The following is a 22,365-nucleotide window of genomic DNA, read 5'->3' on the forward strand; positions in this document are numbered from 1 at the left end:
TCATGACCAATTTCTCTCCCCGCGAGATCGTCTCCGAGCTCGACCGCTACATCATCGGCCAGAACGACGCCAAGCGCGCCGTCGCCATCGCGCTGCGCAACCGCTGGCGCCGCCAGCAGCTGGAAGGCCAGATGCGCGAGGAGGTTCTGCCGAAGAACATCCTGATGATCGGGCCGACCGGCGTCGGCAAGACGGAGATCTCGCGCCGCCTGGCGAGGCTCGCCGGCGCGCCCTTCCTCAAGGTCGAGGCGACCAAGTTCACCGAAGTCGGCTATGTCGGCCGCGACGTCGAGCAGATCATCCGCGACCTGGTCGAGATCGGCATCGGCCTGACCCGCGAGAAGAAGCGCAAGGATGTCGAGGCCAGGGCGCATCTCTCGGCCGAGGAACGCGTGCTGAACGCGCTCGTCGGTGAATCCGCCAGCCCCGCGACGCGCGAAAGCTTCCGCAAGAAGCTGCGCGCCAACGAGCTGGACGACAAGGAAATCGAGATCCAGGTGCGCGATCAGTCGGGCGGCATGCCGCAGTTCGACGTTCCCGGCATGCCCGGCGCCTCGATCGGCGTGATGAACATCGGCGACATGCTCGGCAAGGCCTTTGGCGGCAAGACCAAGACGCGCCGCGTCACGGTCAAGGACAGCTACAAGGTGCTGATCGACGAGGAATCCGACAAGCTGCTCGACGACGATGCGCTGACGGCCGAGGCGATCCGCGTCGTTGAGAATGACGGCATCGTCTTCCTGGACGAGATCGACAAGATCTGCGCCCGCGAAGGCCGCTCCGGCGACGTGTCCCGCGAGGGCGTGCAGCGCGACCTGCTGCCGCTGATCGAGGGCACGACGGTGGCGACCAAATACGGGCCGGTGAAGACGGACCATATCCTGTTCATCGCGTCCGGCGCCTTCCACATCGCCAAGCCATCGGACCTGCTGCCGGAATTGCAGGGCCGCCTGCCGATCCGCGTCGAGCTTCAGGCCCTGACCCAGTCCGATTTCCGCCAGATTCTGACGGAGCCGGAGTCGAGCCTGATCAAGCAGTATGTCGCGCTGATGCAGACGGAAGGCGTCAACCTCGTCATCGCCGAGGACGGCATCGACGCGATCGCCCGCATCGCCGTCGAGGTCAACAGCTCGGTCGAGAACATCGGCGCGCGCCGGCTCCAGACGGTGATGGAGCGTATCCTCGACGACATCAGCTTCGCGGCTCCCGATCGCTCCGGCGAGACGGTGACCATCGACGCAGCCTATATCGAGGCGCATATCGGCGATCTCTCGCGCAACATCGACCTGTCGCGCTACATCCTCTGATCGCCCTGCCCTGACAGGCCTGACCGGCCCCGCCGACTTGACCGTCGGCGGGGCCGGCTTGCCATCGAGGGGCTTTCTCCGGCCAGTGTGGCAGGGATGCCGTTTTCGAGCCCGGTTTTCCGATGCTATAAGGCGCGGATCGGCCGATCCGTGACGGGGTGCGGTCATTCGATCGACCGAGCGACGGATCCCCCATGCGTCTTCTGCGCAGTGCCCTGCTTGCTTCCATCATCGTTGCGACGATCCTGCCCGCCTGGGCGCTCGTCGCCGTGCCGCCGGGCAACCGGTCGAAGGAACAGCCGGCGATCGACATGAGCTCGATCAAGCGCGCCGGCGAAACCCGAGAGAGCTTCGAGGCCAAGTACAATCGCATCTATGCGCTGCTGAAGCGCGACAAGAGCCTGATGCGGTCGATCAAGCGCGCCGCCGCCACCTATGGCGTCGACCCGGTGCACCTGATCGGCGCCATTGTCGGCGAGCACACCTACAATGTCGGCGGCCTCGACAGCGCCCAGTCCTATTACGTCAAGGCGCTGGCCTATCTCGGCACCACCGACCTCGCCTTCGGATACCAGGGCGAATCCGTCACCCAGTTCGTATCGCGGCCGCAATTCGACGCCTGTGACGGGCTCAAATCCGCCTATGACCTGTGGACCTGCCGCGAAGACGTCTGGGACAAGGACTTCCGCGGCAAGAAGGTCGACGGCAAGTCGTTCCCGCGCGACCGCTTCTCGAAGGTCTTCTTCCAGCCGCTCTATGCCGGCCAGACCTTCGGCCTCGGGCAGATCAATCCGCTGACCGCGCTGACGGTGACCGACATCGTGCACCGCAAGAGCGGCCTGCCGCTGCTGGACGCCGAGCGCGCGCCGCAGCTCTACCAGGCGATCATGGATCCCAACATGTCGCTCGACTACATGGCGGCGATCATCCGCCTGTCGATCGATGTCTATCGCGACACGGCCGGCGTCGACATTTCCAACAATCCCGGCATCACCGCGACGCTGTACAATGTCGGCGACGTCAAGGTGCGGGCCCGCGTTCTCGCCGCCGAGCGCAAGCGCAACAAGAACGCCATGCCCCAGGAAAACTACTATGGCTGGCTGGTGAACGACCGGATCGACGATCTGCGCAAGCTGCTCTGAGGGCGCTCAGGCGCCGTCGACATGATCGCGCGCCGCCGCGTCGCGAACCGCTTTCTTGAGATCCCTCAGGGATTTGGCGCTGAGGCCGCCGATCTTCGCCGCCAGTAGATGCGCCAGCTCGGTCGCCGCCGGATCGAGGCCGGCCGTGTCGACGGTGACGCGCGGATGCGAGGTTTCGGCCAGCCGCTGCAGTTCCTCGGCCTCGTCCCAGATCACGTTGAAATAGGCGATGATGCGCTGGACCATGAACCAGCTCGGACTGCCGCGCCGGCCGTGCTCCAGAGCCGAGAGATAGGAACTGGAAACGCCCAGAGCCTCGGCCATCGTCTTCAGCGAAAGGCCGCGCTCGTCGCGCATGGCGCGCAGACGCTGGCCGAACGGCGTCACGCCCCGCCCGCCTTGTGCGCGGTCCGCTTCTTGCGGATCCGGACATAGAGCGCGCCGCCACCGCCATGGCTGCGATGCGCTTCCTCGAAACCGAGGACGATGTTGCGCAGGCCCGGCTCCGCCAGCCATTGCGGCACGCGACGGCGCAGGACGCCGCGCTCGTTCATGCCAAACGGGTCGTCGCCGCCGACCTTGCCCTTGCCGGTAATCACGATCACCAGCTTGGAACCGCGCGACTGGGCGTCATGCAGGAAGCCCCGCAGCCGGTCGTGCGCGTCCAGCTGGGTGAGCCCGTGCAGATCGATGCGGCCGTCGATCTCGATGGTGCCGCGCGCGACACGGGTCAGCGTGCGGCGCTCGATCGGGTGCAGCGGCGGAGGCGGAGGCGGCACGGCCTTGCCCAGCTTGCCGGCCTTGGCAGGCATGCCCGTCCCTTTGGCCACCGCCGAGACGGCGATCGGCGTCTCGGCCGCCGGAGGCGGCGGAGGCGGGACGGTGTCTTCCGGACGGAGCGGCGCGACGGTGCGGGCGACGGTGGCCCAGAGCGTCCGTTCTTCGCCGGAGAGGCTTCGCTTGCGGCGCGTCATGGAGCGCTCCGCGGCGCCAGGACGACAAAGCCGCCGGCAGCCTGCATGCGCCCCGCGATCCGGCCGGCTTCATCGCCCGAGCCGAAGAAGATATCCCCGCGCGCCGGACCGAGAATGGCCGAGCCGGTATCCTGCGCCATCATCAGGCGACGGAAGGCGCCCGCCCCCTCGGCCTCCGGCAGCACGGTGTCGATCCAGACCGGCGCGTGAAACGTGTGCAGCGTGCGGTCGACGGCGAGGCTGCGCCCGGCCGTCAGCGGCACCTTGGCGGCGGCGATCGGACCCAGCGCCGGATCCTGCACCGCCGCCTCGCGGAAGAAGATGTAGGAGCGGTTCTGCCAGATCACCTCGGAGGCCTGCTCCGGGTGGTCGGCGAGCCAGGCGCGGATCGACTGCATGCTGACACCGCCCTTGGGCAGGGCCTGCCGATCGAGCAGGACCTTGCCGACCGACGTATAGGCGTGGCCCGACTTCGCGGCATAGGTGACGCGCAGCATCTCGCCATCCTGCAGGCGCAGGCGCGCGGCACCCTGGATGTGAACGAACAGCGCGTCGACGCGATCGGCGAGAAATGCGAGCTCCAGCCCTCGCCCGGCGAGCGCGCCCCGCTCGATCTCGCCCCGGTCGAAGAACGGTTCGAATACGCCTTCCGTCCGGCGCGCGAAGCGCATGCCGGGCTCGAGACCGGGTGGCGGATTGTGCTCGTCGACCTCGACCAGTTCGGCCGGCGGCGCCAAAAGCGGCACGGTAAAGCCGTCAGTCCGCGTCCGTGATGCGGCGACTTCCGGCTCGTAGAAGCCCGTGAAGAAGCCGCGCGCAGGCTCGGCGACGACTTTCATCGGCTGAAAATGCGTCTCGAAGAACGCCCTGGCGTCGTCGCGGCCGAGCTCGGCCGGCATGGCGGCGGCGATCCGGGCGATACGGGCGAGGGCGGCCCCGTCTATGCCAAGTGCGCGGGTCTTCGGTTCGTGTTCGGCGGCGTAGACGGCGCTCAGACGATAGGCGCGCCAGGCCTCGGCATGATCATCGTCATGCCAGCCATCGAGCATGCCAAACGGCACGGGCACAGGCCGGGCGGTTCCATCCGTCGACACGAGCGATTTTCCCGGTCATTCAACGGTTTCGGTGGCGACCAGCAACCAGTTCGGATCGCGGGACGCAACATCGCGCGCGAAGGTCCAGATATCCGTGACATCGGCGATATGCACGGGATCGCCGTCGACGATCTCGCCGGCCTTGTCGCGCGTCGCCGAGATCAGCTTGGAGACGAACTTGACCGAGACCTGAGCATTGCCGCCCTTCAGGGCCGCATCGACCATCTCGACCTTCTCGAAGCCGACGAAGTTGAACTCGACCGTCTCGCCGCGCGATTCGCGCTCGCTGATGGCGCTGGAGAACCCGTCGAACACTTCACGGCCAAGCAGCGGCTTCAGGGCCTTCTGGTCGCCCTTGGCGAAGGACGTGACAATCATCTCGTAGGCCGTGCGGGCCCCATCGATGAATTGCTGCGGGTCAAAGCTGCGATCGGCGGCCATGATCTGGCCGACCGCGGCGGCGAGCGGCGTGCCCGGGGTCGCGACCGCCGAGATGCGGTGATCGACGTCCTGCGCGGCGATCGTCGCGGCCGAGACATCTTCGCTGGGGCGACGGGGCAGGGTGACGACCTTGCCATCATTCGCCGCTTCCGGCTCATCCGCCTTGCGGCGCGTGAACGGATCAAAAGGGGGACGCTCGCTGCCGGTACGCTGACCAAGAACGCCGCGCAGCTTGAAGAAGATCACCACCGCGAGGACGAGGAAGATCAGCGTATAGATATCGACGAAGCCGTTCATGCCGAAGGCGTCCTGTCCTATTCTGGGGTGTCCATGAAGCCGATTGCGCACGTTCGAGCGATCATAGACCCAATGTGGTAATCGTTGGGCGTCGATCCAAGTCCGTCAAGGACACAATGCCAGGCGTGGCGCGCGCATGTCTCCGACGAGCTTGGTCCAGCCGCTTGTATCACCGAGACGGAAGTGTTAGCGAGCCCACTTGTTAAGATCAGGCCATTCGGCCGATTGTTCCAGGGGAGCCGCCTTCATGGCCGATGACAACGAAAACGGCGCGGGCCAACTCGCCCAGCCGAACCTTTCGATCCTGTTGCAATATGTGAAGGATCTGTCCTTCGAAAACCCGGGCGCCCCGCGCTCGCTGGGTCCGCGCCGCGCCGCGCCGCAGATCAACATCGGCATCAATGTCGGCGCCAATCCGCTGGAAGGCGACGACTACGAGATCGAGCTGCGTCTCGAAGGCCGCGCGACGGACGGCGACCAGACCCTGTTCGTCGCCGAACTGGTCTATGCCGGCGTCTTCCGCGTCTCCAACGTGCCGCAGGAAAACCTGGCGCCGATCCTGATGATCGAATGCCCGCGCCTGCTGTTCCCCTTCGCGCGCCAGATCCTGGCCGACATGACCCGCAATGGCGGCTTCCCGCCGCTGCTGGTCGATCCCGTCGATTTTACCCAGCTCTACCGTCAGCGCCTGATGGAAATGGCCGCCGCCCAGCAGGGTTCGCGTCCAAGCTGATCTCATCCGCGACCGCTTGCCTGAAAAAAGCTCCTGAACCGCCGGTTCAGGAGCTTTTTTATTGGTGCGACGCCTCGAGCTGAATTCAGGCCGGTTCGGACTCCTGCGGCAGATAGGCGTTCCAGAGCGCGCTCTCGCCCATCTTGCCGATGAAGGCGCGATGCGCGGCCTGCTCTTCCGGCGTGACGCGGAACACGCGCGGCACCGGACGCTGCTGCGGCGGCGCCACGATGATCAAGCCGCCATCGTCATTGACCTCGGCGACCGCATCGGGAACCAGCACCAGATCCGGCTGCCGCCCTCCGATCAGTTCGAGATAGACATCGGCCAGCAGCACCGAGTCGATGAGACCGCCATGCACGGTGCGCGAGCTGGTATCGACGCCGTAGCGCGAGCAGAGCGCGTCGAGCGTATTGGCGGCTTTGGGATGCTTGCGCCGCGCCAGGGCGAGCGTATCGATCACCCGGTCGGGCGGGATCGGTGGCTTGCCGAGGCGGGCAAACTCGGCGTTCAGGAAGCCGATGTCGAAATTGGCGTTATGGGCGATCAGGGTCGCGTCGCCGATGAAATCGATGAATTCGTCGACGACGGCGCTGAACAGAGGCTTGTCGGCGAGAAACTCGGTCGACAGCCCGTGCACGCGAAACGCCTCGTCCGGCATCGAGCGTTCGGGATTGATGTAGACGTGATAATGGCGACCGGTCGGCAGATGGTTGAACAGTTCGACCGCGCCGATTTCCACCAGCCGGTCGCCCTTGAGCGGCTCAAGTCCGGTCGTTTCCGTATCGAAGACGATTTCGCGCAAAGATCTGCTCCCGTTCGTTCCGCTTCTATCGCGGCGCGGGCCGGCGGCGCAAGAATTTCACCACCGGAGACGTCAGGTGGCGGCCTTCGCCGCCAACGCCCGCACGATGTCGGCCACGGCATGCGCGGCCGCTTGCTTGCTGCCGCCGGTATCGACGATGAAATGCGCCCGCCGCCGCTTTTCCGCGTCCGGCATCTGCCGCGCCAGGATCGCCTCGAGCCGCGCCGGCGTCATGCCGGGACGCTCCAGCACCCGCGCTGCCTGGATCTCGGCCGGGGCGCTGGCGACGACGACCACGTCGACGCGCCGTTCGGCCCCGGTTTCGAGCAGAAGCGGCACGTCGACAACGAACATCGCGCGCCCCTCGCGCCGCGCCGCTTCCATCCGCTCTGCCTCGACGGCCTGCACCATCGGATGCACGATCGCCTCCAGCGCCGCGAGACCGGTCGGATCGGCGGCTAGCAGGGCGGAGAGCCGACCGCGGTCGACCACGTCGTCAAGGATCGCATCGGGAAACCGCTCGGCCACCCGCGGCACGGCGGCCCCGCGATAGAGCGCATGCACGACGGCGTCGGCATCATGCAGAACCGCGCCATGCGCGGCGAACAGTCGGGCGGTTGTCGACTTGCCCATGCCGATCGAGCCGGTGACGCCGATGACGATCACGCCGCCGCACCCGTTTCCGTAATGCCCATATCGGCCAGGATCAGGCGGCGCAGTCCGGGCGTGACGACCGGCCGGCGGCCGAACCAGCGTTCAAAGCCCGGAACCGCCTGGTGCAGCAGCATGCCGAGCCCGTCGACCGTCCGCAGCCCGCGCGACCGCGCCGCCTTCAGCAGCGGCGTTTCGAGCGGGATGTAGACGATATCGGTGACGAGCAGGTCATCGCGCGCCATAGCGAGGTCGATGGTCAGCGGCGGCTGGCCTTCCATGCCGAGCGAGGTGGTGTTCACCAGCAATCCCGCTTGCGGCAGCAGGGCAGGGAGGTCGTCCCAGCCGGCTGGCCGGATATCGGGACCGAAACGCTCGGCCATCGCCTCGGCGCGGTCGCGGGTGCGGTTGACGACATGGATCGGCGCAAAGCCGCGCGCCTGCAGGGCCCAGATCACGGCCCTCGCGGCGCCGCCCGCCCCCAGCACGATCGCCGCGCCCGGATTGGCGTCGAAGCCCGGCGCCCACTGATCGAGATTGGCAATGAAGCCCTCGGCGTCGGTGTTGGAGCCCATCAACCGGCCGTCTTCGAGCCAGACCGTGTTCACCGCGCCCAACGCAGTGGCGACGACATCGGCATGTGCGACCGAAGCAAAGGCCACTTCCTTGTGCGGGACGGTGACGTTGCAGCCGATGAAGGGTCCGCCGGCGAAATTCGCGAAAAAATCCGCGGCATGCTCCGGCTCGACGGGATGGCGCACATAATCGCCGATCAGGCCAAGCTCCGAGATCCAGTGGCGATGGATAATCGGCGAACGCGAATGCTTGACCGGCCAGCCAATGACGCAGGCGGTGGGCACAGCGGAAACCTGGAGCAAAGAAGGGGTCATGGCGCCTCGTCAGGACGGAAGGACGCCGCGCTGGCGCAGGATTTCGAGAAGCGGCAGCAGCGGCAGGCCGAGAATGCTGAAATAATCGCCCTCGATAGCCGAGAACAACTGGATTCCGACGCCTTCCAGCAGATAAGCGCCGACGGACCACAGTGCCGAGTCTCCGGCCGCGTCGAGATAGCGTTCGATGTCTTCGTCATCGAGCGGCCGCATGGTCAGGCTGGCCGTTGTGACGAGTTCCCAGACAATCTCGCCTGCTTCCGCCAGTACGACTGCTGTCCGCAGCCGATGCGTCTTGCCGGCCAGCCGGGCAATCTGGCGCGCGGCGTCGGCGCGATCGGCCGGCTTGACGAAACGCTCGCCATCGAGATCGAGAACCTGGTCGCCGCCCAGCACGAGCGCGCCGGGGCCATTGATCGCCAAAGCCTTGGCACGCGCGAGGGCCAGTGCGATCTCCGCTGGCGATGCCCCGGCCGCCAGCAACGGCGTTTCCAGCGCGCGTTCATCGACTTGAGGCGAAATCGCCTCGAAATCGATGCCGGCATTGCGAAGCAGAGCGATGCGGGTCGAACTGGTTGAAGCGAGAATCAGCCTCATAGGATCGAGCCGTCCCTGGCGAGCGCGTCCTTGGCGCCGCCGGCCTGCTTGTTGCGCAGCGCCAGAATGGCGGCGGCGGTCTCCTCGATCGAGCGACGGGTCACATCGATGACGGGCCAGCCATTGCGCGCGCAGATCTTGCGCGTCGAGGCGATCTCGTTGGCCACCGCGGCGCGATCCACATAAGGATCGTCCTCGCCGAAGCTCGCATTGGAAAGAACGCGGTTCTCGCGCATCTGCACGATCCGGTCCGGCGTGGCGACAAGCGCGACGATCAACGGCTTCGTCGCTGCTTCCAGCTCGGCCGGCAGGCCAATACCCGGTACGATCGGAATATTGGCGGTGCGCACGCCACGATTGGCAAGGTAGATGCTGGTCGGCGTCTTCGAGGTCCGGCTGACGCCGATGATCACGATCTCGGCAAGATCGAGATCCTCCGGCAACTGGCCATCATCATGCATCATGGTGAAGGTCAGCGCTTCGATCCGCCGGAAATAATCGCCGTCCAGGGAATGCTGCGCGCCGACCCGAGCCTGGCTGGGAGCGCCGAGATAGGACTGGAACACCTGAAGCACGGGATCGAGTACGGAGAAACACGGCACGCCGATGTCGCGGCAGCCCTGCTCCAGCATCATGGCCATCGATCGGTCGACCAGCGTGAACAGGACGATGCCGGGCTCCTGGCCAATTTCGGCGACCAGCCTCTCGATCTGCTTGGGCGCGCGGACCATGGAATGCATGTGCTCGATGACTTCGACGCCCGGATACTGGGCGGAAGCTGCGCGGCCCACGGTCAGAAGCGTCTCGCCCGTCGCATCGGATATCAGATGAAGGTGCAGGTGTCGGGCCTCGTTTTTCACACTGTCATCCCCAGGGCTGTGGACAGGACGGGGATAAACTCCCGGTCCGGTCGCGAGCGCCCGCCTTGTCCCCGATGGCCGGAAAATCATCAACAGCGGCTGGGCCTGGGGACAAAGATTCAGGGCTGTCGAGGGAATTGCGCGTTAAGAAGTTATTAACCAATACCTTAACGACATATGAACAGCCGAATCCAGATAGCGAAGATTGTAGGCATCGAAAAAATCGAAAATGACTCAAGGGGATAGTGCGAAACGATCGCTGTTGCTCCCCAAATGGATTCACAGCCGGCTGGAATCGGGCCTGTTAGCAGCCGGCGTCTCGGTCGCATTGTGGACAGCGCTGAATGACGGTAATCCACCGTCTAAAAGAAGAAGAAACTACAGATAGATCTCTTTCTTTGGTGATGGTGGTGCAGAACAGTTCGACGGCATTGATGACGAAGGCGCGCCTGCTGCGCGTGCTGGATGGCGAAGCCATCGCCCAGCCGCCCATGTGGCTGATGCGGCAAGCGGGGCGCTATCTGCCGGAATATCGCGCGCTGCGGACCAAGGCCGGATCCTTCCTCGATCTCTGCTACACGCCGGAACTGGCGACGGAAGTCACGCTGCAGCCGATCCGACGCTTCGGCTTCGATGCGGCGATCCTGTTCTCCGACATTCTTGTGATCCCGCATGCGCTCGGCCGCGACGTCCGCTTCGTCGAAGGCGAGGGTCCGCGCCTGGATCCCATCGACATCGCCGATATCGAGCAACTCACGACCCATGCCGTCCTTGAACGATTGGCGCCCGTGCTGGAGACCGTGAGCGCAGTTCGACGCGAGCTGGCTCCGGACAAGGCCCTGATCGGCTTCTGCGGGGCTCCGTGGACCGTTGCGACCTACATGATCGCCGGCAGGGGGACTCCGGACCAGGCGCCCTCGCGTCTTCTGGCGGCACGCGACCCGCAGGCGCTGGACCGGCTGATCGACAAGCTGGTGCAGGCCTCGATCGTCTATCTGGTGGCGCAGCTTCGGGCCGGCGCCGATGCGGTGCAGGTCTTCGACAGCTGGTCGCGCGTGCTTTCGCCCGCCGCCTTCGAGCGCTGGTCGGCCGGGCCGATCGCGCGGATCGTCGCCGGCGTTCGCGCCGAAATCCCGGGTGCGCGCTTCATCGGTTTTCCCAAGGGCGCGGATCGCGGCCTCGTCTCGTTCGTCGAAACCACGGGGGTCAACGCGGTGGGGGTCGACTGGACCGTGCCGCTGGCGACCGTCCGCCAGGAAATCGCCGATCGCGCAGCTATCCAGGGCAATCTGGATCCGATGGTCCTGGTTGCCGGCGGAACCCAGCTCGATGATGCCGTCGATGAAATTCTTGACGCGATGCGCGGCGCAAGACTGATTTTCAACCTGGGTCACGGAATCGTGCCCCAAACGCCGATCGAGCATGTCGAGCGTCTCGTTGAACGCGTGCGACGCTAGGGCAGGGGAAGCACATGGCCTATTACGACTGGATCAAGGCGCTGCATGTCATTTCGGTGATTGCATGGATGGCGGGGATCTTCTATCTGCCGCGCCTTTTCGTCTATCATACCGGCGCGGCGGTTGGCTCCGACAAGTCCGAGACGTTCAAGGTGATGGAAGCCAAGCTGCTGCGGCTGATCATGAATCCGGCGATGATCCTGACCTGGATCACCGGCCTCACCATCGTGCGTCTCGGCGGCTGGGAACAGCAGCCCTGGTTCATGGCGAAATTCGTGCTTGTCGTCGCCATGTCGGCTTTCCACATGTGGCTGGCCTCGTGCCGAAAGGCCTTCGCAGCGGACCGGAACACTCGCTCGGAGCGGGCTTTTCGCCTCGCCAACGAGATTCCGACGGTGCTGATGGTGCTGATCGTCATCCTTGTTGTGGTCAAGCCGTTCTAGGTTTCTGCGAAATTGCGACGTTCCTGCCGCTTGCCGTGGAACCGGCGAGCGATTATGGTGCGCCATCTTGTCGAAGCAGACGGATGCCGGTTGACCTGCCAGGGACGACCGAAGCATCGCGCCGGTGGGCATAGCTCCCGCCAGGCTGAAGTTCTGCCAATCCCCTTTTTCGATACCCTTCGATCCATCCTTTCCTGAATCCCAACGAGATTCACAAAACCCATGCGTGAAATGAAACTACAGGACCTCAAGGCGAAGTCCCCGACGGAGCTGCTGGCCTTCGCCGAGGAACTTGAGGTCGAGAATGCGAGCACCCTGCGCAAGCAGGAACTGATGTTCGCGATCCTCAAGCAGCTGGCCGACAACGACGTCGAGATCGTCGGGCAAGGCGTTGTCGAAGTGCTGCAGGATGGCTTCGGCTTCCTGCGCTCGCCCGACGCCAACTATCTCGCCGGACCCGACGATATCTATGTCTCTCCCTCGCAGATTCGCCGCTTCTCGCTGCGGACGGGCGATACGGTCGAGGGCTATATCCGCAGTCCCAAGGATGGCGAGCGCTATTTCGCCCTGCTCAAGGTCTCGACGATCAATTTCGAGGACCCGGACAAGGCGCGCCACAAGGTTCACTTCGACAATCTGACGCCGCTCTACCCGAACGAGCGCTTCAGGATGGAGCTCGAGGTTCAGCACGGCAAGGACATGACGCCCCGGATCATCGATCTGGTCGCGCCGCTCGGCAAAGGCCAGCGCGCGCTCGTCACCGCGCCGCCGCGCACCGGTAAGACGGTGTTCCTGCAGAACATCGCCCATTCGATCGCCGAAAATCATCCCGAGTGCTATCTCATCGTGCTGCTGATCGATGAGCGTCCGGAAGAAGTGACGGACATGCAGCGTTCGGTGAAGGGCGAGGTCATTTCCTCGACCTTCGACGAGCCGGCCACCCGCCACGTCGCCGTCGCCGAAATGGTCATCGAAAAGGCCAAGCGCCTGGTCGAACATGGCCGAGACGTCGTCATCCTGCTCGATTCGATCACCCGCCTCGGCCGCGCCTACAACACCGTGGTGCCGTCCTCCGGCAAGGTGCTGACCGGTGGTGTCGACGCCAATGCGCTGCAGCGGCCGAAGCGCTTCTTCGGCGCAGCGCGCAACATCGAGGAAGGCGGCTCGCTGACCATCATCGCGACCGCGCTGATCGATACCGGCAGCCGTATGGACGAAGTCATCTTCGAAGAGTTCAAGGGCACCGGTAACTCGGAAATCATCCTGGACCGCAAGGTGGCCGACAAGCGGACCTTCCCGGCGATCGACATCACCCGCTCGGGTACGCGCAAGGAAGAGCTGCTGGTTCCGCCGGACGTGCTCAAGAAGATGTATGTGCTGCGCCGCATCCTCATGCCGATGGGCACGGTCGACGCGATCGAGTTCCTGCTCGACAAGCTCAAGCAGACGAAACACAACTCCGATTTCTTCGACCAGATGAACACCTGATCGATCTTTTCGCGGCTCTTCGGAGCGCGCCTGCGACGCGAAAATGGCCGGGCTTTTGCCCGGCCATTTTCGTTTGGGCTGTTAGCACCGCGGTAACGATTCGTTAGCCATCCGCGCGAAGCAGGGCGATCAGCGCGTCCCGTTCGGTGACGGGAAGCGAGCAGCTGCCTTCCCGACAGACATAGGCGGTCGCTTTTCCATCGGTCGTCGTCTTGCCATGCGCCGGGTGGCTGGCGGGCAGGGCGCGATCCCCGGACCGGACATCGAGCACGAAGGTCGGTCGCCAGTGGTCGATCACGGCGTGCCGGAGACTCGCGCCATCGTCGTCGGGGGAGGTCAGGATGACGATGGTTCGCACCGCGAGGCGAAGGTCGAGGCCGGATAGCAGGCTCGCCGTGCCGAAGACGTTGCGGTTGATAAAGGGCGAGGCGGCTTCGAGCACCGCGTCGGCGCGGTCGCGGTAGCGATCCTCGCCTGTCAGCGCCCAGAGCCGCGCCAGGCTGTCGACGGCGAGGCCATGCGGATTGGGGGCTGCGTCGTCGATCCGATCGGCCTTGCGCAGGATCAGCGCCTCGGCGTCGGCGGCGGTGAAGAAATAGCCGCCCTCGCCGTCGCCGTGATGCGCCTCCAGCTGATCCAGGAAGTGGATCGCCGGGTCGAGCCAGGCAGGATCCTGCGTCGCCTGATGCAGTGCGATCGCCGCCTTGGCCATGGACGCGAGATCGGACGAGAAGCCGGGGAATACCATTTGTCCGTGGCGCGCCGCGTGGCCGAGCCGACCCTCGTGCGAAACCGATTCGGCTATGAAACGAAATGCCCGCGCCGCGAGGTCGATCCAGTCCGGCCGGTGCATCAGCATGCCCGCCGTGGCGAGGCCGGCGATGGCATAGCCGTTCCAGTCGACCAGGATCTTGTCGTCGAGGCCCGGCCGGACCCGACTTGCGCGCCGTTCGAGCATGCGGCCGAGCAGCTTGTCCAGGCGAGCTTGCTGCGCGACATCCAGCGGCTCGGGGCTGCGCAGTCGATTCGGGATCGAAACGCCTTCCCAATTGCCTTCCGGCCGGATGTCATAGTGCGCAGCGACGAAGGCCGCGTCATCGCGACCCAGCAATTCGTCCAGCTCGCCGCGGCTCCAGACATAGAACCGGCCCTCATGTCCCTCGCTGTCGGCGTCGAGGCTTGCTGAAAAGGCGCCGCCGGCGGTCAGCATCTCGCGCTGCAGCCAGCCGATCGTCGTCTCGACCCGGCTGCGATAGATCGCGCCGGCGCCGCTGATGCCGGAGAGCAGGCTCAATTGCTCGATCAGCAGGCCATTGTCGGACAGCATCTTCTCGAAATGCGGCACCAGCCAGTCCGCATCCGTGCTGTAGCGGGCGAAGCCGCCGCCGACGTGATCGAAGATGCCGCCGTTGCTCATACCGAGCAGGGCAGCGTCCACGGCGCGGGCCAGATTGCCATTGCCGGTGCGATGCGCGCTGCGAGCCAAGAAATCGAGCGCGGCGGTGTTGGGAAATTTCGGCGCGCCCTTGGTGCCGCCGCGCTCCAGATCCATGATCGACAGGATCGATCGCGCCGCCTCGTCGAGCAGCGTCCGGTCGAGAGCGGGACCGGCGCTCTCCCGGCGCGGCTGCAGATGCGCCGCGATGCGGTCGGCCTGGGCCAGGATTTGTTCCCGGTCGTCGGCATAGAAGGCCGAGATCTGGGTCAGCACGTCGGTGAAGCCGGGACGGCCATAGCGCGATGTCTTGGGAAAATAGGTGCCGCCCCAGATCGGCTTGCCCTCCGGCGTCAGGAACATCGTCAGCGGCCAGCCGCCCTGATCGCTCAGGGCATGCAGCGCGGCCATGTAGATCTGGTCGATGTCAGGCCGTTCCTCGCGATCGACCTTGATGTTGACGAATAGACGGTTCATCACCGCGGCCGTCGCCGGATCCTCGAACGATTCATGCGCCATGACATGGCACCAGTGACAGGCGGCATAGCCGATCGACAGCAGGATCGGCACATCGCGGTCGCGGGCTTCCTGCAAGGCGGCTGCGTTCCAGCCGCGCCAGTGCACGGGATTGTCCTGATGCTGCAGCAGATAGGGGCTTGTCTCGAAGCGCAGCAGGTTTTCGGTCATGAGGCTCTCTGGCTTTTCGGGCTTCGGGGCTTCTAGGGTAGGACGGTGCGCGCGGCGCGCCTAGGGTAACGAAACGGATTGACCATGAGCTCCGCACGCGACGACACCATCTTTGCCTTGTCCAGCGGTGCGGCCCCATCGGGGGTGGCGGTGATCCGCCTGTCCGGCAAAGGCGTTCGATTCGGACTCGAAACATTGCTCGGCGGGGTGACGCCGGCCCGCCTGGCGACGCTGCGCACGCTGCGCGCTCCGGATACGGCGGAAATCCTCGATCGCGGACTCGTTCTGTTCTTCGCCGGGCCCGCGAGCTTCACCGGCGAGGATGTCGCGGAACTGCAGGTGCATGGCGGCCGCGCGGTGATCGCGAGCGTCCTCAAGGCGCTGGGTTCCCTGCCGGGATATCGCCATGCCGAGGCTGGCGAGTTCACCCGCCGCGCCTTCGAGAATGGCCGTGCGGATCTGACCGAGATCGAGGGATTGGCGGATCTGGTCGCCGCCGAGACGGAGATGCAGCGCCGCCTGGCGATTCGCCAGGCCGATGGCGGCCTGCGTATGCTCTATGAGACGTGGCGGCACCGGCTGATCCGCGCCCGCGCGCTGATCGAGGCCGGGCTCGACTTCGTCGACGAGGAAGACGTGCCGGACGATGTGATGGCGCCGGCCTGGTCCGAGGCGGCGGGTGTGGCGCGCGAAATGGCGGGGCATCTGGACGACCAGCATTTTGGCGAGCGGGTGCGCGACGGTTTCGAGGTCGTACTGCTGGGGCCGCCCAATGCCGGCAAGTCGAGCCTGATGAATGCGCTGGTCCGGCGGGAGGCCGCGATCGTGACGGCCGAACCCGGCACGACCCGCGACCTGATCGAGGTTTCGCTGGATATCGCCGGGCATGCGGTGACGCTGGTCGATACGGCGGGATTGCGCGATACCGAAAGCGTGGTCGAACGGGAAGGGATCGCCCGGGCCCGGCGACGGGCGGGAACCGCTGACCTGGTTCTGGCGCTTTCCGATAACGACTCCTGGTCCGAAACGATTCCCGAGGGTCCCGCGTCCCTGCGGGTGCGCACCAAGATCGACCTCCTCGATTCGGACGCGAAACGAGTCCTGGAGGCTGCGGACATAGGCGTTTCGGCGCGCGATGGCACCGGCCTGGACAGGCTTGTCGCGGCGATTGGCGACGCCCTGGACCTTGCCCGGCCGATGCCGACAGCCCTAATCACCCGCTCGCGCCAACGGGATGGAATCACCCGTTCCCTCGGCTTCCTGCAGGAACTGGCGCGGGATGGCGACCGGGCGATCGAGGTCAAGGCGGAACTGCTGCGCGGCGCCGCCGATGCGCTTGGCCGCGTCACCGGAAAGGTCGATGTCGAGGACCTGCTGGATGTGATCTTCGCCGAATTCTGCATCGGCAAATAGGATCGTTTCGGAGGCGTGTTCCACGTGAAACAGTTTTCGCTTTGACGTGGTTCCGGTGAGCGATTACGAAGACCCGATCAACAGGATCGGAACCATGACTCCCGCAGCAGATGCGAGCTTTGATGTCGTCGTGATTGGCGGCGGCCATGCCGGAACCGAAGCGGCGGCCGCTTCGGCGCGGCTCGGCGCGCGAACCGCACTCGTTACCCATTCGCGCGCCACCATCGGCGTCATGTCCTGCAACCCGGCCATTGGCGGGCTCGGCAAGGGTCATCTCGTCCGCGAGGTTGATGCGCTGGATGGCCTGATGGGCCGGGTGGCCGACGCCGGCGGCATCCAGTTCCGCATGCTGAATCGGCGCAAGGGTCCGGCGGTGCGCGGCCCCCGCGCCCAGGCGGATCGCAAGCTCTATCGCGAAGCGATGCAAACCGAGATTGCGTCGACCCCCGGCCTCACCGTGGTGGAAGGCGAGGCGGATGACCTGACCGTGGTCGACGGCCGCATCGTCGGAATCGTGCTGGCCGACGGCCGACGGATTGCCTGCGGCGCCGTGGTCATCACCACCGGGACCTTCCTGCGCGGCCTGATTCATATTGGCGAGACCAAGATCCCGGCCGGTCGGGTTGGCGAGAAGCCGGCCATGGGGCTTTCCGCCGCGCTCGAGCGGCACGCCTTCAGCCTGGCACGGTTGAAAACCGGCACGCCGGCGCGACTGGATGGCCGGACGATCAACTTCTCCATCCTCGAACGCCAGCCGGGTGATGACCAGCCGGAGCCGTTCTCGACGCTGACGGCGAAGATCGAGCGGCAGCAGGTCGATTGCTTCATCACGCGGACGACCGAGGCAACGCGCGACGTGATCCGCGCCAATCTGCATCGCTCGCCCATGTATTCCGGTCAGATCGAAAGCCGCGGTCCGCGCTATTGCCCGAGCATCGAGGACAAGATCGTGCGCTTCGCCGATCGCGAATCACATCAGATCTTCCTGGAGCCGGAAGGCCTGGACGACCCGACGATCTATCCGAACGGCATATCGACCTCGCTGCCGGAGGATGTGCAGAAGGCGTTGATCGCGACGATTCCCGGGCTGGAGAATGCCGTGATCCTGCGTCCGGGCTATGCGATCGAATATGACCATGTCGATCCGCGCGAACTGACTGCGTCGCTTGAGACCAAGAAGGTCGAGGGCCTGTTCCTGGCCGGTCAGGTCAACGGCACCACCGGCTATGAAGAAGCTGCGGCGCAGGGTGTTGTCGCCGGTCTGAACGCGGCGCGGCGCGCCGGCGGCCAGGATGGCGTCGCCTTCAGCCGCTCCGACAGCTATATCGGCGTAATGATCGATGACCTGATCACGCGCGGCGTCACCGAACCCTATCGCATGTTTACCTCGCGCGCCGAATATCGGCTGTCGCTCCGGGCGGACAATGCCGATCAGCGCCTGACGCCGTTCGGCCTTGCTCTTGGCGCGGTTGGCGCGCGGCGCGAGGCCGCTTTCACGGCCAAGCTCGAACAACTGTCCGAAGCGCGCCGGGCTTTCGCCGAGCGCACGCTGACCCCGAACGAGGCGGTGAAGGTCGGTCTGGGCGTCAATCAGGACGGCGTGCGGCGGTCCGCCTTCGACCTGCTGGCCTATCCGGATATCGACGCGGCTCGTTTGGTGCAGGTCTGGCCGGAACTCGGCGGCTTCGCACCGTCCATTCTCGACCAGATCGAGGCGGACGCGAAATATGCCGTCTATTTGAATCGGCAGCAAAACGATATCGACTCGGTCAAGCGCGACGAGGCCGTTGGGCTGGACGATGTCGACTACGCCAGCATTGACGGCCTCTCCAACGAATTGCGCCAGCGGCTGATTCTGGTTCGCCCGGCCACGCTCGGCCAGGCCGGCCGTATCGAGGGCATGACTCCGGCGGCGCTTGCTCTGCTTCTCACGACGGCGCGTCGTCGCCCTCAAGCCTTCCGGACCGTTGCATGACCGATACGATCGCGGCCGTCGAGGCCATTCTGCCCGTTTCACGTGAAACACGGGAACGGCTGGAGCGCTATGTGGCGCTGCTGCGCAAGTGGCAGCCGGCGCAGAATCTCGTCTCGCCGAATACGCTGGGTCAGATCTGGACGCGGCATGTCGCAGACTGCGCGCAACTGGTGGCGATGTTTCCGGATACGCGCAAGTGGCTGGATCTGGGCAGCGGCGCGGGCCTGCCAGGCCTGATCACCGGTATCCTGCTGGCCGATCAGGAGGGCGCCGTCGTCCACTGCGTCGAGGCGAATCAGCGCAAATGCGCGTTCCTCCGCACGGTGATTCGCGAGACCGGCGCCAAGGCCGTGGTGCATGAAGGGCGGATCGAATCGGTTCTGAAACAATGGAGCGAGCCGGTCGAGCGCATCAGCGCCCGCGCGCTTGCCTCGTTGACGGCGCTGCTCGATCTATCGGCGCCGGTTCTGGCCGCCGGTGCCACAGGAACCTTTCATAAAGGTGAAGATTTCGAGGGGGAACTGGCCGAAGCCTCTAAATCTTGGTCCCTCGATCTGATAAGACACAAGAGCATGATCGATGATCGCAGTTCGATCGTCGAGATTTGCCGGGCAGAGCGCCGGACCGTCTGATCGCGCGCTCCATCGAAGAGGCTGTCCATGTCCTACGCCGACACGTTTTCGCCGCCGTCGCTGCTGCCACCCTTGCCGCGTGTCATCGCGCTGGCCAACCAGAAGGGCGGCGTCGGCAAGACGACGACGGCGATCAATCTCGGCACGGCGCTGGCCGCGATCGGCGAGGAAGTGCTGATCGTCGATTTGGATCCGCAGGGCAACGCCTCGACCGGCCTCGGCATCGACCGCAAGAGCCGGTTGCGCTCGACCTATGATGTGCTGGTCGGCGAATCCTCGCTGGCCGAGATCGTCATGGAGACGGCGGTGCCGCGTCTGTCGGTGGCGCCCTCGACCATGGATCTGCTCGGCGTCGAGCTCGAAATCGCCGGCCGGTCCGATCGGGCGTTCAAGTTGCGCCGGGCGATCGCCAGCCATATGCAGCGGCCGGAATCGATTCGAGTCCGAAACTACACCTATGTGCTGGTCGACTGTCCGCCCTCGCTCAATCTGCTGACCATCAACGCGCTGTCGGCGGCCCATTCGATCCTCGTGCCGCTGCAATGCGAGTTCTTCGCGCTGGAGGGTTTGAGCCAGCTGTTGCAGACGGTGGACCAGGTCAAGCATGCCCTGAACCCGGAACTGTCGATCCATGGTATCGTTCTGACCATGTTCGACAGCCGCAACAACCTCGCCAGCCAGGTCGTGGCCGATGTGCGCGCGCATATGGGCGATGCCGTCTATGACACGGTGATCCCGCGCAATGTCCGCATTTCGGAAGCGCCGTCGCATGGCAAGCCCGTGCTGCTCTACGATTTCAAGAGCACCGGCAGCCAGGCCTATCTCCGGCTCGCCTCGGAAATCATTCAACGTGAGAAGCGCCTGCGCGCAGCCTGATTTTGGCGCGGCGGCGGTTATTGGATTTGCAGGAGTGGACGCTATGAGCATGGAAGACGGATCGCGCCGCAGGCTGGGGCGTGGACTGGCCGCTCTGATCGGCGATGTCGGCCAGGAAAGCGTGATCCCGGACCGCTCGCGCAATTCGCGCCGGGTGCCCATCGAATTCCTGCGGCCCAATCCGCGCAACCCGCGCAAGGCGTTCGAGGAAGACGATCTGGCGGATCTCACCGCCTCGGTGCGCGAGAAGGGGATCATGCAGCCGATCCTCGTCCGCCCGGTTCCCGGTGGCCCGGCCGACGCCTATGAGATCATCGCCGGCGAGCGGCGCTGGCGCGCGGCGCAGCGCGCGGCGCTGCACGACGTGCCGATCATCATCCACGACGTCAACGACAAGGAAGCGCTCGAGCTCGCCATCATCGAGAACGTGCAGCGCGCCGATCTCAATGCGCTCGAGGAAGCGCTGGGTTACCAGCAGCTGATCGACGAATTCGACTATAGCCAGACGGCGCTCGCCGACGTTATCGGCAAGAGCCGGCCGCATGTCGCCAACACGCTGCGACTGCTGAAGCTGCCGCCGGCGGTGCAGACCTATCTGCGCGACGGCAAGCTGACGGCCGGCCACGCCCGCGCGCTCGTCACGGTCGATAATCCGGAAGCCGTGGCGCAGCGCATCGTCGATATGGGCCTGACGGTCCGCGACGCCGAGGCGCTGACGCAGAACGAGCCGAAGAAGGGGGGCGCCCAGCGCGCCGCCAGCAAGGCCGAGAAGGACGCCGACACGCGGGCGCTGGAAAAGCTGCTCGGCGACAGCCTCGGCCTGATGGTGACGATCGACCACAAGTCGAATGGCAGCGGCGAGTTGAAGATCCGCTACAAATCGCTCGAACAGCTCGATGAAATCTGCCGGCTGCTGAAGCGCGAGTAGGGCACGCCCGCCCAGAACGATTAGACGGCGCAGTATTATCGCCGGACGCGGGCCATCATGGCGACGGAAAGCAAGGCCTGGCCCATGACTTCGTCGGCTATGTTTGCCTTGCGCCGGCTATCGAAAATCGCGCGGTCGAGGCGGTCGAGGGCAGCCATCAGCCGGTCGGCCGGCCAGATGCGGAGCTGCTGCTCCAGCTTGCCCTTGCGCTGGAAGAAGATGCCGCCGGCATTGCGCTCGATCGCGGTGGAGGCGGGAACGCCGTCCTCGATCGCCGTTTTGATCCGGTGCAGCAGCTGGAAATGGCGCAAAGCCGCGTTGGCGACGACGAAGGCCGCCGTGCCCGAACCCAGGATGCGGCGAAACGCCTTGTCGAGCCCGTTGGCATCGCCCAGCGCCGCGGCATCCACCGCCTCGTCGGTCGCCGAGGCGCCGGCATCGCCCACGACGGCGCGCACCGCGTCGACGTCGATCGAGGCCTCTCCCAGCGCATAGAGGCAGAGCTTGGCCACCTCCGAGCGGCTGGCGAGCCGGTCGGCGCCGAGCAGGCTGCGCACCAGCGTGCGGGCATCCGGATCCATCTTGAGGCCGGTCGATTGCAGCTCGGAATCGATCATGCGATCGAGCGCCGCGTCATTGTCGGCATAGCAGGCGAGCGCCGCCGCGCCGCGCGCATTCTCGCAGAGCTTGCGCAGCCCCACGCCCTTCTTGATGTCGCCGGCCTCCAGGATGATCCAGGCATCCTGCGGCGGATTGGCGAGCACGGCTTCGACGGCGGCCTGGATCGGGCGGTTGCCGGCGACCTTGACCCAGATGGCGCGGGTGCCGCCGAACAGCGCGATGGTGTTGGCCTCGTCGGCCAGGCGGCCGGTGTCGGATGCGATCTCGGCCGAATCGAGCCGGACCAGCGCGAAGGGATCGTCGCTCTTGCCCAGAATCGTCTTGGCGAATGCGCTGGCGCGCTCGGAGATGAGGCCGGTATCGCTGCCGTGCAGCAGGACGACGCGGATGCCCGGATCCGGCTTGCTGAGGAAGCGGTCGGCGTCCTGGGGCTTGATCTGGACCATGGTGTTGCCGTCCGGGTGGATTGCGGTGGCGCCAGATCCGACTGGCTAGAATCCGGCTTTCACCTCTCCCGGCGGGAGAGGTCTACGAGAAGCGACGGGAGGAGGATGAGGGACCATCCGGATTCGGCGTAAACCCTCACCCGCCGGCCTGCGGCCGTTAACCTCTCCCTCAG

Annotated in this window: 22 protein-coding genes; 11 read left to right on the plus strand and 11 right to left on the minus strand. The window is 65.4% G+C overall.

The genetic code is table 11. The features are described 5' to 3' along the window. Positions 1-2 precede the first annotated feature (2 nt). Both hslU and OSH10_RS19720 read left to right on the plus strand, forming a co-directional pair. Positions 3-1,307: an ATP-dependent protease ATPase subunit HslU gene (gene hslU, locus OSH10_RS19715; protein ID WP_266333866.1), complete on the plus strand. Its 1,305-nt coding sequence runs from the start codon at positions 3-5 to the stop codon at positions 1,305-1,307. Between the two features lie 194 nt (positions 1,308-1,501). After that, on the plus strand, positions 1,502-2,449 hold the full coding sequence (locus OSH10_RS19720) for a DUF1402 family protein (protein ID WP_266333868.1): 948 nt from the start codon (positions 1,502-1,504) through the stop codon (positions 2,447-2,449). Between the two features lie 6 nt (positions 2,450-2,455). On the opposite strand, the gene OSH10_RS19725 is transcribed toward OSH10_RS19720, so the two are convergent. Genes OSH10_RS19725 through OSH10_RS19740 form a run of 4 tightly spaced genes read right to left on the minus strand, consistent with a single transcriptional unit; the run spans position 2,456 to position 5,255 of the window. Next, entirely contained in the window at positions 2,456-2,836 is a 381-nt protein-coding gene (locus OSH10_RS19725; protein ID WP_266333869.1) for a helix-turn-helix domain-containing protein, read from the minus strand. Then, the gene (locus OSH10_RS19730) at positions 2,833-3,423 is read right to left on the minus strand and encodes a Smr/MutS family protein (protein ID WP_266333870.1); all 591 of its coding nucleotides are present in this window, start codon (positions 3,421-3,423) and stop codon (positions 2,833-2,835) included. Before OSH10_RS19730 ends, OSH10_RS19725 begins: the two co-directional genes overlap by 4 nt. Further along, on the minus strand, positions 3,420-4,472 hold the full coding sequence (mltA, locus tag OSH10_RS19735; protein ID WP_266333950.1) for a murein transglycosylase A: 1,053 nt from the start codon (positions 4,470-4,472) through the stop codon (positions 3,420-3,422). Before mltA ends, OSH10_RS19730 begins: the two co-directional genes overlap by 4 nt. A gap of 60 nt (positions 4,473-4,532) precedes the next feature. After that, positions 4,533-5,255 (minus strand): Tim44/TimA family putative adaptor protein, encoded by a 723-nt coding sequence (locus OSH10_RS19740; protein WP_266333871.1) that lies wholly within the window; start codon positions 5,253-5,255, stop codon positions 4,533-4,535. Positions 5,256-5,502: 247 nt separating this feature from the next. Between OSH10_RS19740 and secB the strand changes: the two genes are divergently transcribed. Continuing rightward, complete coding sequence (gene secB / locus OSH10_RS19745) at positions 5,503-5,988, plus strand: protein-export chaperone SecB (RefSeq protein ID WP_266333873.1); 486 nt, start codon at positions 5,503-5,505, stop codon at positions 5,986-5,988. An 85-nt stretch (positions 5,989-6,073) separates the two neighbouring features. Here secB and dnaQ read toward each other — a convergent pair whose 3' ends face one another. From dnaQ to OSH10_RS19770, 5 genes are all read right to left on the minus strand, one after another. Beyond that, positions 6,074-6,793: a DNA polymerase III subunit epsilon gene (gene dnaQ / locus OSH10_RS19750; RefSeq protein ID WP_266333875.1), complete on the minus strand. Its 720-nt coding sequence runs from the start codon at positions 6,791-6,793 to the stop codon at positions 6,074-6,076. Between the two features lie 72 nt (positions 6,794-6,865). Then, positions 6,866-7,459 (minus strand): dephospho-CoA kinase, encoded by a 594-nt coding sequence (coaE, locus tag OSH10_RS19755; RefSeq protein WP_266333877.1) that lies wholly within the window; start codon positions 7,457-7,459, stop codon positions 6,866-6,868. Next, on the minus strand, positions 7,456-8,334 hold the full coding sequence (locus tag OSH10_RS19760; RefSeq protein WP_266333879.1) for a shikimate dehydrogenase: 879 nt from the start codon (positions 8,332-8,334) through the stop codon (positions 7,456-7,458). The genes coaE and OSH10_RS19760 overlap by 4 nt, the downstream gene beginning before the upstream one ends. Before the next feature lie 9 nt (positions 8,335-8,343). Beyond that, positions 8,344-8,931 carry a Maf family protein gene (locus tag OSH10_RS19765; protein ID WP_266333881.1) on the minus strand — a complete coding sequence of 196 codons (588 nt, stop codon included), beginning with the start codon at positions 8,929-8,931 and terminating at the stop codon, positions 8,344-8,346. Continuing rightward, positions 8,928-9,791: a pyruvate, water dikinase regulatory protein gene (locus OSH10_RS19770; protein ID WP_266333883.1), complete on the minus strand. Its 864-nt coding sequence runs from the start codon at positions 9,789-9,791 to the stop codon at positions 8,928-8,930. Before OSH10_RS19770 ends, OSH10_RS19765 begins: the two co-directional genes overlap by 4 nt. Positions 9,792-10,225: 434 nt before the next feature. Between OSH10_RS19770 and hemE the strand changes: the two genes are divergently transcribed. From hemE to rho, 3 genes are all read left to right on the plus strand, one after another. After that, entirely contained in the window at positions 10,226-11,248 is a 1,023-nt protein-coding gene (gene hemE, locus OSH10_RS19775; protein ID WP_266333885.1) for a uroporphyrinogen decarboxylase, read from the plus strand. Positions 11,249-11,262: 14 nt separating this feature from the next. Next, positions 11,263-11,691, plus strand: a complete 429-nt coding sequence (hemJ, locus tag OSH10_RS19780; RefSeq protein WP_266333887.1) for a protoporphyrinogen oxidase HemJ — start codon at positions 11,263-11,265, stop codon at positions 11,689-11,691. 231 nt (positions 11,692-11,922) lie between these two features. Beyond that, the gene (gene rho / locus OSH10_RS19785) at positions 11,923-13,179 is read left to right on the plus strand and encodes a transcription termination factor Rho (RefSeq protein WP_266333951.1); all 1,257 of its coding nucleotides are present in this window, start codon (positions 11,923-11,925) and stop codon (positions 13,177-13,179) included. A 103-nt stretch (positions 13,180-13,282) separates the two neighbouring features. Here the strand turns inward: rho and OSH10_RS19790 are convergent, their stop codons facing one another. Further along, a complete protein-coding gene (locus OSH10_RS19790; RefSeq protein ID WP_266333889.1) occupies positions 13,283-15,301 on the minus strand; it encodes a thioredoxin domain-containing protein in 2,019 nt (672 codons plus the stop codon). 84 nt (positions 15,302-15,385) lie between these two features. Between OSH10_RS19790 and mnmE the strand changes: the two genes are divergently transcribed. From mnmE to OSH10_RS19815, 5 genes are all read left to right on the plus strand, one after another. Then, positions 15,386-16,714 carry a tRNA uridine-5-carboxymethylaminomethyl(34) synthesis GTPase MnmE gene (gene mnmE, locus OSH10_RS19795; protein ID WP_266333891.1) on the plus strand — a complete coding sequence of 443 codons (1,329 nt, stop codon included), beginning with the start codon at positions 15,386-15,388 and terminating at the stop codon, positions 16,712-16,714. 94 nt (positions 16,715-16,808) lie between these two features. Continuing rightward, positions 16,809-18,689 carry a tRNA uridine-5-carboxymethylaminomethyl(34) synthesis enzyme MnmG gene (gene mnmG / locus OSH10_RS19800; protein ID WP_266333893.1) on the plus strand — a complete coding sequence of 627 codons (1,881 nt, stop codon included), beginning with the start codon at positions 16,809-16,811 and terminating at the stop codon, positions 18,687-18,689. Next, positions 18,686-19,321, plus strand: coding sequence for a 16S rRNA (guanine(527)-N(7))-methyltransferase RsmG (rsmG, locus tag OSH10_RS19805; RefSeq protein ID WP_266333895.1), 636 nt, complete (start codon positions 18,686-18,688; stop codon positions 19,319-19,321). Before mnmG ends, rsmG begins: the two co-directional genes overlap by 4 nt. A gap of 27 nt (positions 19,322-19,348) precedes the next feature. Beyond that, complete coding sequence (locus tag OSH10_RS19810; RefSeq protein ID WP_323181638.1) at positions 19,349-20,197, plus strand: ParA family protein; 849 nt, start codon at positions 19,349-19,351, stop codon at positions 20,195-20,197. A gap of 43 nt (positions 20,198-20,240) precedes the next feature. Next, positions 20,241-21,125: a ParB/RepB/Spo0J family partition protein gene (locus tag OSH10_RS19815; RefSeq protein WP_266333897.1), complete on the plus strand. Its 885-nt coding sequence runs from the start codon at positions 20,241-20,243 to the stop codon at positions 21,123-21,125. 35 nt (positions 21,126-21,160) lie between these two features. Here the strand turns inward: OSH10_RS19815 and holA are convergent, their stop codons facing one another. Next, complete coding sequence (gene holA, locus OSH10_RS19820) at positions 21,161-22,192, minus strand: DNA polymerase III subunit delta (RefSeq protein ID WP_266333899.1); 1,032 nt, start codon at positions 22,190-22,192, stop codon at positions 21,161-21,163. Positions 22,193-22,365 lie beyond the last annotated feature (173 nt).

The organism is Kaistia defluvii, assembly GCF_026343955.1.
Lineage (GTDB): Bacteria > Pseudomonadota > Alphaproteobacteria > Rhizobiales > Kaistiaceae > Kaistia > Kaistia defluvii.

Coding starts and splice junctions, on each gene's coding strand:
- mnmE (WP_266333891.1), top strand. CDS start 15,386: ATGAGCTCCGCACGCGACGACACCATCTTTGCCTTGTCCAGCGGTGCG.
- mnmG (WP_266333893.1), top strand. CDS start 16,809: ATGACTCCCGCAGCAGATGCGAGCTTTGATGTCGTCGTGATTGGCGGC.
- OSH10_RS19740 (WP_266333871.1), bottom strand. CDS start 5,255: ATGAACGGCTTCGTCGATATCTATACGCTGATCTTCCTCGTCCTCGCG.
- rho (WP_266333951.1), top strand. CDS start 11,923: ATGAAACTACAGGACCTCAAGGCGAAGTCCCCGACGGAGCTGCTGGCC.
- OSH10_RS19760 (WP_266333879.1), bottom strand. CDS start 8,334: ATGACCCCTTCTTTGCTCCAGGTTTCCGCTGTGCCCACCGCCTGCGTC.
- mltA (WP_266333950.1), bottom strand. CDS start 4,472: ATGCTCGATGGCTGGCATGACGATGATCATGCCGAGGCCTGGCGCGCC.
- OSH10_RS19790 (WP_266333889.1), bottom strand. CDS start 15,301: ATGACCGAAAACCTGCTGCGCTTCGAGACAAGCCCCTATCTGCTGCAG.
- hemJ (WP_266333887.1), top strand. CDS start 11,263: ATGGCCTATTACGACTGGATCAAGGCGCTGCATGTCATTTCGGTGATT.
- rsmG (WP_266333895.1), top strand. CDS start 18,686: ATGACCGATACGATCGCGGCCGTCGAGGCCATTCTGCCCGTTTCACGT.
- OSH10_RS19730 (WP_266333870.1), bottom strand. CDS start 3,423: ATGACGCGCCGCAAGCGAAGCCTCTCCGGCGAAGAACGGACGCTCTGG.
- hemE (WP_266333885.1), top strand. CDS start 10,226: ATGACGAAGGCGCGCCTGCTGCGCGTGCTGGATGGCGAAGCCATCGCC.
- OSH10_RS19765 (WP_266333881.1), bottom strand. CDS start 8,931: ATGAGGCTGATTCTCGCTTCAACCAGTTCGACCCGCATCGCTCTGCTT.
- OSH10_RS19810 (WP_323181638.1), top strand. CDS start 19,349: ATGTCCTACGCCGACACGTTTTCGCCGCCGTCGCTGCTGCCACCCTTG.
- holA (WP_266333899.1), bottom strand. CDS start 22,192: ATGGTCCAGATCAAGCCCCAGGACGCCGACCGCTTCCTCAGCAAGCCG.
- OSH10_RS19720 (WP_266333868.1), top strand. CDS start 1,502: ATGCGTCTTCTGCGCAGTGCCCTGCTTGCTTCCATCATCGTTGCGACG.
- secB (WP_266333873.1), top strand. CDS start 5,503: ATGGCCGATGACAACGAAAACGGCGCGGGCCAACTCGCCCAGCCGAAC.
- hslU (WP_266333866.1), top strand. CDS start 3: ATGACCAATTTCTCTCCCCGCGAGATCGTCTCCGAGCTCGACCGCTAC.
- OSH10_RS19815 (WP_266333897.1), top strand. CDS start 20,241: ATGAGCATGGAAGACGGATCGCGCCGCAGGCTGGGGCGTGGACTGGCC.